The sequence below is a fragment of the Streptomyces sp. NPDC058637 genome, from assembly GCF_042717325.1.
In the GTDB taxonomy this organism is placed as follows: domain Bacteria; phylum Actinomycetota; class Actinomycetes; order Streptomycetales; family Streptomycetaceae; genus Streptomyces.
The window spans coordinates 268264-280491 of record NZ_JBHXRD010000001.1 but is presented as its reverse complement, the minus strand read 5'-3'; the positions used below and the strand labels follow the sequence as shown (position 1 = coordinate 280491).

The 12228-nt window shown below is 67.4% G+C and carries 11 protein-coding genes and 3 tRNA genes; 8 read left to right on the top strand and 6 right to left on the bottom strand.

What is annotated here, in order from left to right:
* Positions 1-218: 218 nt before the first annotated feature.
* Both ACFWVP_RS01350 and ACFWVP_RS01345 read right to left on the bottom strand, forming a co-directional pair.
* Complete coding sequence (locus ACFWVP_RS01350; RefSeq protein ID WP_384492868.1) at positions 219-1664, bottom strand: FGGY family carbohydrate kinase; 1446 nt, start codon at positions 1662-1664, stop codon at positions 219-221.
* A gap of 69 nt (positions 1665-1733) precedes the next feature.
* Positions 1734-2045 carry a YtxH domain-containing protein gene (locus ACFWVP_RS01345; RefSeq protein WP_384493011.1) on the bottom strand — a complete coding sequence of 104 codons (312 nt, stop codon included), beginning with the start codon at positions 2043-2045 and terminating at the stop codon, positions 1734-1736.
* A 181-nt stretch (positions 2046-2226) separates the two neighbouring features.
* On the opposite strand from ACFWVP_RS01345, the gene ACFWVP_RS01340 reads away from it, so the two are divergent.
* From ACFWVP_RS01340 to ACFWVP_RS01305, 8 genes are all read left to right on the top strand, one after another.
* Positions 2227-2299: transfer RNA gene (locus tag ACFWVP_RS01340), tRNA-Asn, on the top strand.
* A 5-nt stretch (positions 2300-2304) separates the two neighbouring features.
* Positions 2305-2377 (top strand) — tRNA-Asn (locus tag ACFWVP_RS01335).
* A 222-nt stretch (positions 2378-2599) separates the two neighbouring features.
* A tRNA-Ile gene (locus ACFWVP_RS01330) sits at positions 2600-2676 on the top strand.
* A gap of 419 nt (positions 2677-3095) precedes the next feature.
* On the top strand, positions 3096-3329 hold the full coding sequence (locus tag ACFWVP_RS01325; protein WP_028426397.1) for a type II toxin-antitoxin system VapB family antitoxin: 234 nt from the start codon (positions 3096-3098) through the stop codon (positions 3327-3329).
* Entirely contained in the window at positions 3326-3733 is a 408-nt protein-coding gene (locus tag ACFWVP_RS01320; RefSeq protein ID WP_124265741.1) for a PIN domain nuclease, read from the top strand. Before ACFWVP_RS01325 ends, ACFWVP_RS01320 begins: the two co-directional genes overlap by 4 nt.
* Before the next feature lie 160 nt (positions 3734-3893).
* Entirely contained in the window at positions 3894-5276 is a 1383-nt protein-coding gene (locus ACFWVP_RS01315; protein ID WP_384492867.1) for a PIN-like domain-containing protein, read from the top strand.
* 43 nt (positions 5277-5319) lie between these two features.
* Positions 5320-5610, top strand: coding sequence for a leucine zipper domain-containing protein (locus tag ACFWVP_RS01310; protein WP_384492866.1), 291 nt, complete (start codon positions 5320-5322; stop codon positions 5608-5610).
* A 180-nt stretch (positions 5611-5790) separates the two neighbouring features.
* Positions 5791-6201 (top strand): hypothetical protein, encoded by a 411-nt coding sequence (locus tag ACFWVP_RS01305; protein WP_384492865.1) that lies wholly within the window; start codon positions 5791-5793, stop codon positions 6199-6201.
* 2 nt (positions 6202-6203) lie between these two features.
* Here the strand turns inward: ACFWVP_RS01305 and ACFWVP_RS01300 are convergent, their stop codons facing one another.
* The 4 genes from ACFWVP_RS01300 to ACFWVP_RS01285 are packed head-to-tail and all read right to left on the bottom strand — an operon-like array spanning position 6204 to position 12199.
* Positions 6204-7556 carry an RNA polymerase subunit sigma-70 gene (locus ACFWVP_RS01300; protein WP_384492864.1) on the bottom strand — a complete coding sequence of 451 codons (1353 nt, stop codon included), beginning with the start codon at positions 7554-7556 and terminating at the stop codon, positions 6204-6206.
* Complete coding sequence (locus tag ACFWVP_RS01295) at positions 7549-8148, bottom strand: hypothetical protein (protein WP_384492863.1); 600 nt, start codon at positions 8146-8148, stop codon at positions 7549-7551. Before ACFWVP_RS01295 ends, ACFWVP_RS01300 begins: the two co-directional genes overlap by 8 nt.
* A complete protein-coding gene (locus ACFWVP_RS01290; RefSeq protein WP_384492862.1) occupies positions 8145-9824 on the bottom strand; it encodes a DEAD/DEAH box helicase family protein in 1680 nt (559 codons plus the stop codon). Before ACFWVP_RS01290 ends, ACFWVP_RS01295 begins: the two co-directional genes overlap by 4 nt.
* Positions 9821-12199, bottom strand: coding sequence for an ATP-binding protein (locus tag ACFWVP_RS01285; protein WP_384492861.1), 2379 nt, complete (start codon positions 12197-12199; stop codon positions 9821-9823). Before ACFWVP_RS01285 ends, ACFWVP_RS01290 begins: the two co-directional genes overlap by 4 nt.
* Between the last annotated feature and the right edge of the window lie 29 nt (positions 12200-12228).

Genomic DNA, 12228 nt, shown 5'->3' with positions numbered 1-12228 from the left:
CCGGTACGCCGCACCAGGACTTCCAACGTTTTTCCTCAAGCCCGGGTCAAGAAAAGACCGGTCCGCAGGACCCCGACCCCGGGTCCGCAGGACCCCGACCCCGGGACCGCAGGACCCCGACCCCGGGACCGCAGGACCCCGACCCCGGACCGTAGGCCCTCGGCCCCTGACCGCGGGGTCCCGGCCCGGAAGTTTCCGGGGCCCGTGCCCCGCGACCCTCAGGCCGAGCCGCCGAACGCCCCGGGATGGATCTGGTCCCGGGTCGCCCCGTACTGCTGGCGCACCGCCCGGCCCACCGTCAGCTCCTCGCCCGGCTCCAGCACCTGCGCCGCCGCCCCCTGCCAGGCCGGGGGAGTACGCGGGTCGAGCGACCCCTGCGACACCCCGAGCGCCCAGGCAGCCTGCCGGGCCGCGCCCACCGCCGCGTACTGCGCCGGCTGCGGTACGACGACCTGCGTACCGAACACCGCGGGCGCCAGCGCCCGCACGGCCGGCAGCTCCGCCGCCGCGCCCAGCAGGAACACCCGCCGCACCTCCACGCCCCGGCCGCGCAGCACGTCCAGCGCGTCGGCCAGCGAGCACAGCATCCCCTCGAAGGCCGCCCGCGCCAGATGCTCGGGCTTCATCGACTCGCGCCGCAGTCCGCTCAGCGTCCCCGCGGTGTGCGGCAGTTGCGGGGTGCGCTCGCCCTCCAGGTACGGCAGCAGCACGAGCCCGGAGGCACCCGGGGTCGACTTCAGCGCCAGTGCGGACAGCTCGTCCAGATCGTCCAGGCCCAGCATCTCCGCGGTGCCGCGCAGCGCGCGCACCGCGTTCGACGTGTGGACCACAGGCAGGTGCATCCCCGTCGCGTCGGCGAACGAGGTGATCATCCCGCTCGGGTCGGCCAGCGCCTCGTGGTGCACGGCCATCACCGAACCCGAGGCGCCCAGCGACACCACGGCGTCCCCGACCGCGACCCCGAGCCCGAAAGCCGCGGCCATCGTCTCGCCGGTGCCCGCCGAGATCAGCAGCCCCTCGGGCGTCGTCCCGGCGGCGTCGGCCGGGCCCAGCACCTCGGGCAGCGCGGCCTGATGGCCGAGCGCGAGCTCCACGAGGTCGGGCCGGTAGGAGCCGGAGCCCGCCGACCAGTAGCCGGTGCCGGAAGCGGCACCGCGGTCGGTCGTCCGGCGGACCGGCCGGCCGAGCAGCTGCCACACCAGCCAGTCGTGCGGCTGCATGACGGCGGCGACGCGCTGCGCGTTCTCCGGCTCGGTTTTGGCCAGCCAGCGCAGCTTCGACACCGGCTGCGTGGCCTGCGGCACGGACCCGACGGCCTCGGCCCAGGCCTGCCGCCCGCCGAGCCCGTCGATCAGATCGGCCGCGGCGACCTGCGCCCGCCGGTCGTTGCCGAGCAGCGCGGGACGTACGAGATTGCCCTGGCGGTCCAGCGGCACCAGGCCGTGCTGCTGCGCGGACACACCGATGGCCTGCACACCTTCGAGCACCCCACCGGAGGCCGCCTCACCGAGTGAGAGCAGCCAGGCCTGCGGATCCACCTCGGAGGACTTGGCCTCGATGGGATGCGCGGCGTACCCCTGCCGCAGCACCTCACCCGTGTCCGTGTCGCAGACGACGATGTGTGTGAAGGCGGATGAACTGTCCAAGCCGGCGACTATGCCCATACCCAGATTCTGCCGCACCCGCGGACCATTCCGTACCGGGCGCCGTCCGGCACCCGGTACGGGCCCTGGTCAGGTGTTCGTCGTGCCCCAGTCGTCGCTGCCGGTGTGACCGTTGTGGCCACTGCGCTCCCGCAGCGAACGCACCCGGTCCGAGACGGAGACGGGCACCTTGTCCCCCACCTTCTCGCTGACCGAGTGGTACGCCTTGCCCGCGAACTCCCGGCCGCCCTGCGCGGCCGACTCCGCCGCGTTGCGCACGGCGGGATTCTCGGAGAGCCGCTGCGCGGACTTCTTCAGCTGCTCGTAACGCTCGCGCCCGGCTCGCGTGCCGAGCACGTATCCGAGGGCCACTCCGGCGATGAACGTGAGCCGGTACCGCATGGCTGCCACCCTTCCTTCGCTCTGTGCGACATGTGCTGCCCGCCTACCCACGCACACCGGAGATCACCCCGGGCGATACCGATTGGCGGAGCACCCCCCTGCTTGCGCTAATGTATGTGTCGCAGCGAACGTCCGCCGCCCGGCAGCCGCCAGGCAGGTACGATTCGAGGCAACGCAGCAATCCCCTGTAGCTCAATTGGCAGAGCAGCCGGCTGTTAACCGGCAGGTTACTGGTTCGAGTCCAGTCGGGGGAGCGCGATCCCCTGTAGCTCAATTGGCAGAGCATTCGGCTGTTAACCGGAGGGTTACTGGTTCGAGTCCAGTCGGGGGAGCGGAACGGAAGAGGACCCTTCGGGGTCCTTTTTCGCGTGCCCCGCGAAGGCCCTCGCGGACCCTCGGGCGACTCCTTCGGGGCGACTTCCCGGCGGCCGGAACCGGGCAGCACGCAGGGCTGTCTTCATGGTCACGCGAAGGCGACCAACCGCAGCAAGAGATCGTATGACCGGCTATGCTGCGGCAGACGGCGCGCACACATGTACGCGCCACGCCGTAACGGGGCGGTAGCTCAGCCGGTTAGAGCAGCGGACTCATAATCCGTCGGCCGTGGGTTCGAGTCCCACCCGCCCCACCATGAAAGCCCAGGCAGAATCGTTCTGACCTGGGGAAACGCTCTTTTCCGGGGTGTTTTGCGTGCAGCGGACGCCTCGCGGGGTGTGGCGAACGTGAGCCTTCGTGCATCGAAGCCGAGCCGTGAACGGCTGTGACCTGGGCTTTTGCGGCGAAGCGTCCGTGGGAGCGTTAAGAACGGTCCCACGGCCCTCCCGTGAGGGGTTCACCTGCACCGAGCATCCGTACCCATGGTTCCCCGGCGAAGTGGTCCCGCTTTTCGGGTTGCGGCCAGGCCAGGGGTGTGGCGCCCGTGACTGTGGCTTGCGGGAGTCTGTCGGCGATCGGGTCGCGTCTGCCTCGTGCGTGATGGCCCGCGCAAGGGAATGTTGGTGATGTATCGTGGTTATGTACATCACGGACTCTCGGTGAGGGGTGGCTGGTATGTCTGTTACCCAGGTCGATCTCGATGACGAGGCGCTGGCCGAGGCGATGCGGCTCATGGGTGTCTCGACGAAGAAAGAGACGGTCAACGGGGCTCTGCGGGACTACGTGGCGCGCATCAAGCGGTTGGAGGCTGCCGAAAAGCTGGTCGCGCGGGGTGAGCGGGGCGAGTTCGAGGCCGCGGCTGCGGCGCATGCGGCTTCCAAGCGCGCCCGGCGGGCAGCCTTCGAGTGATCACGTACCTCCTCGACACCTCCGCGCTCTGGCACCTCTTTCGCACGCCGGGGGCGTTGCTGCCCTGGGAAGGGCACATCGCCGCGGGCGTGTTCCACATCTGCGAGCCCACGAGGGCGGAGTTCCTCTACTCGGCCACCAGCCCGGCCCACCGCGACGAGTTGGCCGAAGAGGTGGATGCTCTCTGCCAGTCCTCGCCAGTTCCCAAGAACGCGTGGCGCTGGGTCGATACCGCGCAGTACAAGCTCACCCAGCAGGGACAGCACCGAGCCGCCGGGCCCATCGATCTTCTGGTGTGTGCGACCGCGGTTCATCACGGCCACACCGTGCTCCACGTCGACAACGACTTCGCCACGGTGGCGGCGGTCCTCAAGGAAGTGCAGCAGCGGGACGTGCGCGCCTGACGATGTCCAAGTGGGTCGCCGTGAGAGGCTGGCTCACTGCCCTCAGCCTGTTGCCCGCGTGAGACGAAAGTACCTGCGCCCCAGAGCGCGGCCCTGTAAGACTTTCCCCGCGCACCCAGCCGGGGATGCTGGTACGCATCGCGATTCCAGGGGGCGTTTCATGGCGGCACCGCACGCCACATCCGACCAGCCGCAGGGCCGGGGCATTTTTGACTGCGACGAGGCCCACCGGAGCCCACTTCGCTCTGACTATGAGCGGATCTTCGATTCCGGTCTGGTGGTGCTCGACACCAATGTGCTGCTCAATCTCTACCGCTCGAACGAGAGCACCCGCCGGGACATGCTTGCCGCCCTCGCCAGGCTCCGCGAGCGACTGTGGATCCCACACCAGGTGCTCACGGAGTTCTGGCGCAACCGCGAGTCGGCGACCGTACGCCATCACCACGCGACCAAGGCCAATGAAGCGGGCACCGCACTCGACAAGGCGGTCAAGGCGGCCCGGACAGCAGTGACCACCTGGCTGACCGCCGTTCAGCTCAAGGACGACGAAGAGGCTGCGCAGCGGACTGACCAAGACCTGACCGAACTCACCAAAGCGGCCGACAGCCTCAAAATGTTCATCCGGGCACAGGCGGAGTGCGACGCGCTCAAGGAAACAGCCACCACGCACACCGACCCGGTGCTCAACGTCCTTGAACCGCTTTTGCACGGGCGGATCGGCGAGCCGCTGCCGCCGGACGAGTACGACAAGGCCGTGAAAGAGGCACAGGAGCGCGCCGATGAGGGGATACCGCCGGGACACGAGGACTTCCGCACCAAGGAACCTGAGCTGGCTGCCGGTGATTACCTTCTGTGGGTCCAGCTCATGGCGGAGGCCCGGCACCGTGGGCGCGACGTTCTGCTGGTCACCGGGGACGTGAAGAAGGACTGGTGGACCAGCCGCGGATACGACATCCCGCCACGCCCCCGTGCCGAACTCCTCCTGGAACTGCGGGAGCACGCCCGGGTAGACCTCTACATGCTCACTCCAAGCGAACTGCTCCGCTGGGCCGAGGAACTCCTCGAACTGAACGTGGACGAAGGCTCGGTCCGCGACCTCGAGCAACTGGGTGAGGCATCGGCCGCCGAAGACTTCGAAGAGGGGGCCTGGACGGCGGAGTCGCTGGCGGTGTTCATGGACGAGTTGATGAGGCGCTACCCATCCCGAGTCAAAGCGATCGTTGCAGCTGCGGCGAACGGCGGGTTTGTGGACAGGGAGGCGGTGTACGAGCTTGCCGGCTATGACGAGACACGCAGACTCCGCGGCTTCACCCAACCGATCGGCACCCTGTCGAGGGATTTGCAGGCGGTAGGAGTGCTGACGGGTGGGGAGCCCTTCCTGCTGACCACCGTCTACGGTCACGCCGTCGACCCTTCCTGGGCGAAGGGATTCCGCATTCCCAGCGCTGTGATTCCCCTGCTCCGGAGCAAGTACGAAGGGGGCAGCCTGTGGCAGACCAGAGACAGCGGAGAGGCTGGGAGCGAACCTTCCGACAGGGACTAGGCGTATTGATCACGAGCGTTGTTTACACCGGCCGGGTTTGATCATGGCGAAGACCTCCGGTGTGGTGCAGGTGCCGAGTCTTCACCGCACGGAGGTCTTCGTGTCCCGCCGTAGTGCCCGGCTGACCGTTCACGGCAGGCGGCTACTGGTCGAATGTCTCCGCACAGGTCGCCCGTGGCGCACGTGGCCGCGGAGATGGGCGTTATCACGCGCCACGGCTCACAAGTGGGTGCGCCGCCGGCGGGTCGAAGGCGAGCAAGGACTGCCGGACTGCTCCAGCCGTCCGCGCACGACACCGCATCGCACGACGGGCACGGTCGAGGCCTGGGTATGACGTCTGCGGCAGGAGCGCAAGCTCGGCCCCGCCTGCGTCGGCCCGGTCCTGGGCCTGCCCGCCTCGACCGTGCACCGCATCCTGGTCCGCCACGAACTGAACCGCCTGGTCTTCCTGGACCGGCCCACCTGACAGGTCATCCGCCGCTACGAACGTGACCGCCCCGGTGAGCTGATCCACGTGGACGTCAAGAAGCTCGGCCGGATCCCCGACGGTGGTGGCCACAAGGCCTTGGGCCGTCAGGCTGGCCGCACCACCCGCAAGAGGATGGGCCTCGACTGCGCCCACTCCGCCGTTGACGACCACACCCGCCTCGCTTACAGCGAGAACCACGCAGATGAGAAGGCTGCCACCTGCGCCGGTTTGCTGCACCGGGCCGCAGCCTTCTTCACCGCACACGGCATTGACCGTATCGAGTGCGTCCTGACGGACAACGCCGGGCCCTACCGCAAGAGCTTCGCCTGGCGTGACGCCCTGACCGATCTCGGCGCAGTCGGGAAACTCACCCGTGGAGGGATGCGCGGCGAGGTCATCCAGGAAGCCCTGGAGCGGCCCCGCTTCTGCCAACGAATCTCTGGCGCAGAACACTAGCCTCACGTCACCTGCGCAGGGGCCGCCACTGCCCGGCAGTACTGTCGGGCACAGATGTGCTCGATGCGGGCGGTCGAGTCGTCCGTGCGGAGGAAAAGTACGAACTCGCAGCCCCCGACCATTCCGTTCTCCTTCGCCAGCACCCGCAGGCTGGAGAGCTGGGCCGCACTCGTCGCCCGCTTAAGGGTGATCGGCGTCGGATGACCAGCCACGGAGAATGTTCTGACCATGGGAGCCTGCCGCATTCCGAGCTGCCATGTAAGCCAGCTACTGACGACGACGCCGCTGCCGCGGAGGATGTCCTTATCCACCGTGAGCCGGACCCCGAGCACGTTTCCGGCAGAGTCGGCGGCCATCGTGGCTGGCTGCGCCGGCTCTCTCTCTTCGATCGGAGTGGCTCCACGCGCGACAAGATCGATTGATCCGTCTCCAGTCATGCCCACCCGGTCGTCCAGCAGGCACTGCTGGAGGCGCCACAGCGTGACGGGGTACCGCTCGCCGACCTTGACGAACAGGGCGTCCTTCGGTAACGGCCCCAGTTCGGTCAGCACGGCGACGAAGGCGTCCACGGCGTTCGCGTACGGAGTCACGTTCAAATGTGGCCATTCGGCCAGGGCCCACTTTCCCTCCAGCCGGAGCTGGACGAACCTCTCGTCGCGCCTGAGCGCTTCGACGACGGCGGCCCTCCGCTTGATCCCAGTCGGTTCGAGCAGCTCCTCAGCTGGGCAGGGCTCGCCATTCGCCAGTAGGTAGAGGTAGGCCGCGTCCCTACCGCGGGCTCGACGACGTAGCCAAGATCCCTCGAGGCCAGGCACAAGGGGACTCTTCGAGTGCCCAAGCAGCTCCAACAGCGGAACATCGTCCGGCACACCGGCGGACGCGAAGGTCACCGCGACATCCTCCCCACGCAGCGGCGCCTCCTCCACTCCGCCTCGCAGCAGAACCTCCAAGGCGGTCGGATTACGCGTCCACCAGCCATGCAGACGACCAGCCCAGGTCAACGGAGGCTCAGCCCCCGTAGCCTGGACGAGAAGCCCCACACTGACGTGTTCGCGTACGCCCAGCGCTGCGGCCAGTTTGGACTCGGGTACCGCCGGACTGACGGTCAGAGCCACGAGCCGATCGCGCCAGTCAGGGACGAAAGCGTCTGCGTAGCAGGAGAGGCGCTCCTGTGCCTCCACCAGCAACTGACGAGCCCTTTCGCCACTCATCTCATGCTGCTGACCGATACTCCCAAGCGATTCTCCACGGGCCCGGTCTTCGACGATGCGCCGTGACCGGGGAGGTAGAACGAGCCAAGCGGCGCCAAGCCAGTCGTCGACAACCCCGGTCTTCGCGCCGTCCCCGTCAGTCATCGGTGACATGCGCGCTGATCAGTCCGAGCCGGTGTGCGATCCGTTGATTGATCGCCTTCTGCTCCGGGGTGATCTTCCGAACGAAGGAATCCACCGTGCAGATGACCCAGGGCAACGCGTCGCCGCCAGCCTGTGCCGCGACGGCCGCCCACGCGAGGTGCTTGAAGTCGCGCATCGGAGCCCAGGCGAACCGCTGCTCCGTCTCCTCGTCGTCCTCGTAGCGAATCTTCACGCAGAGCGGCTTGATGGCGAGTGTCTCGAGGTCGACTTCCCAACCGGGACCGAGCGCCCGCACAACGAGCTCGCTGACCGGGGTAGAGGGCTTGGCCACGAGCGGGGCCCACTTACCCACTCCGTAGGTGGCCCGGACGTACTCCTTCATGGGCCTGTCCTTGAGCCACGGCCGGATCTTCTCGGTCTTCCCGATGAAGGGCAGAAGCCGTCCTCCGATCGCCGGGTCGGACGTCCACGCCACGTAGTGACGGGTGCGGTCGGCATCCGGCAGGTAGATCCAGTTGAGGTCGGCCATCCGCTTGTAGAGGAGGCGCACGACTTCTTCTTCGAGGTCCGTGGGGATCGCGTAGTTGCTCATTCGATTCCTCTCGTCAAAGGGAACTGCAGACGGACCTCGTCCGCCTGGGTTTCAAGGTCCGCCGCGTCCTGGATCCAGTGGTCCATCAGGGACCCGACGGTCTCGTCGCTGAACTGGATTCGGGAGGCGTACGGCAGACGTACGCGCAGGTGTTCGCTCTCCTGGACTTCCTGCGCCTCAAGCGATCGCCGGAGTTCCAGGGTCGCCGCCACCCTCCGGATGTCGGTCACGAAGTCGAGTACCCGCAGGGCTTCCTTGCCGGGGCTGAGCCGAAGCCCGCGCCCGAGTTGCTGGACGAAGATTCGCCGGCTGTGCGTGACCCGCAGAAAAGCGATGAGGTTGACGTCCGGAACATCCACCCCTTCGTTGAAGACATCGACGCACGTGATCACTGGCACCCGGCCGAGCCGAAACTCGTTGAGTAGGACCTGTCGCCGCTGCCGCGGGAGCGCGCTGTGGAGGAAGGACGCGTTGGACCACGCCGAGTCGGATGCGGCGAACAACCGGGCCATGTGCTCGGCGTGTTCGATGGTTTGACAGAAGACGATGGCCCTCGGGTCGACCGTCGTTCGCCACGCCTCGCGGAAGTGCTCGACGATCTCCTCGTCGCGTTGCGGCAGAAACAGAGACTTGTTGAGGTCCTTGATCGACTGGCCGTGCACGCTGGCGTCTCTGACCACGTCCCAGTCGACATTGTCGACGTACAGCCGATAGTCGACGGCCGACAGGTAACCGGCGGCCATGCCTTCCGCGATGCCCATCTTGAAGCTCGGGTACCCGAAGCGAGAAGTGATGTCAAACTTGTCGCCACGCCAGGGCGTCGCCGTCACCCCGAACTGCTCAGCATCCCCACACAGATCGAGCAATTCCGCAAACCTGCCGGTCTCGGCCACGTGATGGGTTTCATCGATCATGATCACATCCGGCTGATAGCCCACACGTACGGCACTCAAGACGGACTCGACGGTTCCGACGACGACTCCGTCGAGGCTCTCGGGCCGACTATCCCCCGTGAGTAGGCGCGTGGGAACCGACTTGGGGATGTGCCGCCACATCGCCTTCTCAAGCTGCGCGACGAGATCCTTCATATGGGCGACGACTAGGATCTTGGCGTCCGGGTTGACCCTGAGATGACGACCGATGATCTCTCCGCCCACCACCGTCTTGCCGAGTCCTGTCGCTAGTACGAGCAGGGCGGTGCCGTTCGCGTCGAGGTCACGGATCACCGCCTCGGCCGCCTCCGCCTGATAGGGGCGCAGCGCGTACTTCGCGGGAACCGTCTCAGGCATCTGGTCACCAATGGATCCCAGGGTCGCCCCATGCCACAGGCTGATGGGCACGCCGACACCGTTGAGTGCCGCGCTGCGGGCAGCCGCCACCGCGTTGATATCGGTGTTGGTCACGAGGACGGCCTTGTCCGCGCGGTAGCGCGCGTGGGCTCGCTCCAGGTCGTCCACGCCACTGCGGTCGACCTTTCCGCCCGACTTCCACTTGCACTGGAAGACCCACTGCTCCCGCCCACGTACGGCCAGAAGGTCCGCGCCGTGGTCGCCAGCTCCGTCGATGACGCGCACGTCGTTGAAGCCGAGGTGCCAGAGGGCCCGCTCCGTGGCATGTGTGAGACCTGCGGGCCCTCCCCTCAACAGCTCCTCCGCCGTGAGGAAGACGGCGGTCACTTCTCCTCCGCGAGGTCGTCGGCCAGCAGGCGGATACTCAGCCTCGTGCGCAGCAGCTGATTCGGGAGGCTGGCCCCTGCGAAGGTCGCCTGCGTCGCTACGTCGGAGAGGTAACCGACGGTGCGAGCCAGGCTGAGCCGCCGCGCGGAGGCGGAGGCGACGCCCTCATAGACACCCTGGAAGACGCGGTTGTCCATGAACGCCGACGGCAGCGACTCGACGAGACGGACCAGGAACAGTGCCGGCACGTGGAGCAGGAACTCACCGTTCGTACCGAGGTCGGCCGTACGGGTTACCTTGCCGTTGGCGATCATTGCGTGCTCGGTCGCGGTGAGTTCGTCCGGCGAGAGGAAGTGATACGCCTTCTCCGCCTCACCGGTGCGGTCCAGCTCCGCCACCATGCGGTGGCGGATCTCGGCAAGGAGTTCCTGCGCCTCGGCGCTGATCAACTGGGCGTCCAGGGCGGTGGCGGGCAGCGACTCGGCCCGGATCGCCGCGATGAGTTCGGAGTGGCTCCACTCTGTCTCCGCCCGCACCCTTAGCAGCACCGCGACTTCGGCGAGCAGCAGGTCGGCCGGATCCGCGCCGAACTTCTGGAAGATCGGGTGATCGAGGTCGAGGAACGCTACAAGGCTATTGCCAGCGCGCTGATCGAGTAGAACGGGGGTGCGATGCAGGTTCTCGTCGGTCAGGCCGCCGGCCGTCAGCTGACGCGTCTCGACCTCGACGAAGCCGACGCGCGGGTGGCCGAAGGAGCGGCTGAGCGCCGGGTAGGTGGTGGAGCTATCCATGTAGCGCGTGACACGCTCCTGCCTGGTCTCCGGACGCTGCTCCGAGGCCGGCGCGGAGGGAGCGGAGCCGCCGAGGTCCTTCGGCGACTGCGCTTCGGTGGCGTGCTTCGACGCGTCCTCATCGCTCGCGGGAGTGCTCGGCTCGCCGGCTTCCGTTTCACCGAAGCCAAGGGCTTCCAACACCGCCGCCTCGTCGGGCCTCCCCGGGGTAACGGCGGCCGCCTTCGCGTTCTTGCCCCTGCTCTTGGCGGCCTCGTGATCCTCGACCGCCTGCCACCAGCGCTCGTCCGTCTGGTAGTCGGGGTTGCCCCGGCGGAACTCCTGTCCCCACCGGCGGGTGTCGTCGTGAATCGGCTTGCGTCCGTCACCCGGGACCAGGTAGCGGCGACCGGCGTCGTTACGACGGAAAGCCTTGAAGAGGAGGGCGAGCGGGCTGCCGTTCTCCTCGTAACCCATGTCCGCCGCGCGTCGAGGCAGCAGCGGCGCGACTCCCCTCACGATCTCGACCGCCGAGCGCCAACTGCGGTCCCCGTACTCGAAGGCGTCCTTCTGATACGTGACCGGAACGTGGTCGAGGTGGATCTCTCCGATGATGCGGCCGCCCTGATGGGCGAGGTCCACCGGATACTCCGGCTCCTCGTTGCCCGCCGCCCCGTCGGGGTTGCGCCAGGTGAACAGCTGCTTGTCCCAGCGCAGGATCTTGCGGCCGTTGCGCAGGAAGTCGATCCCGTAGTCGTTCTTGTGCATGTACCGCTGAATGCCGAGCCACCCGTGCACGCGGCGCTCGCGTTCGGTGAGCCGGTTGCTCCCGCAGTCCTCACAGGTGTCACGATCTGTGAGCTGCCACTGACCGCAGTCGCCGCAGGCGAGACCGTTCTCCAGCTTCTGGTCGATCTCGATGTAGGCGGGGATGCGCTCCTTGTTGTTGTAGAGAACCGAGCGATCTTCCCCCCAGCGGCAGTGCCGAACGGGCTTCACCTGGAAGCCGCCGATCCACAGCTCGAACGGACGCTCCAGGAGCAGCCAGGAGTAGACCTGCCCCAGGATGTTGCGAAGAGCCGAGCCGTTCTTCCGCAGCCACGCAGCGCGCGTGGGGTGCAGGCGGCTGATGACGATGCGGGTGCCGTGCTCGTTTGGATCGGCCTTCGGCTCCGTGATGTCCTCGGCCTCGAAGTCGTCTCCGATGCGGTCGAGGTCGATCTCCACGCCGATCCACTCGGTGTCGCCCTGGCGAGTGGTCAGGACGCGCGTGCGCTTGCCGAGCCGCGCCGTCGAGACGTTGAACCCCATGCCGAAGAGGCCGAGCTTGTCGTGCATGTCGTTGCCCGACCAGCCGGCCCGTACGGCCCGCTCCAGCCGGTCATACGTCATGCCACGTCCCGTGTCGGTGATCACGAGCTGGCCCTGGGCCGAGTCGGGGAGCTCGACGCTCACCCGGTACCCGCCCGCCCAAGGGGTTCCGGAGCGATGGATTTCGGTGAAGTCGTCGAAGGCGTTGTCGATCAACTCCGCGATGCACTGCCACTCGTCGAACTCGATCTCACCGAGCATGCGCAGCACACGCGCGGAAGGAGTGATCTTCATTGGTGGGCGGACCCCCTGTCATCGTCTCG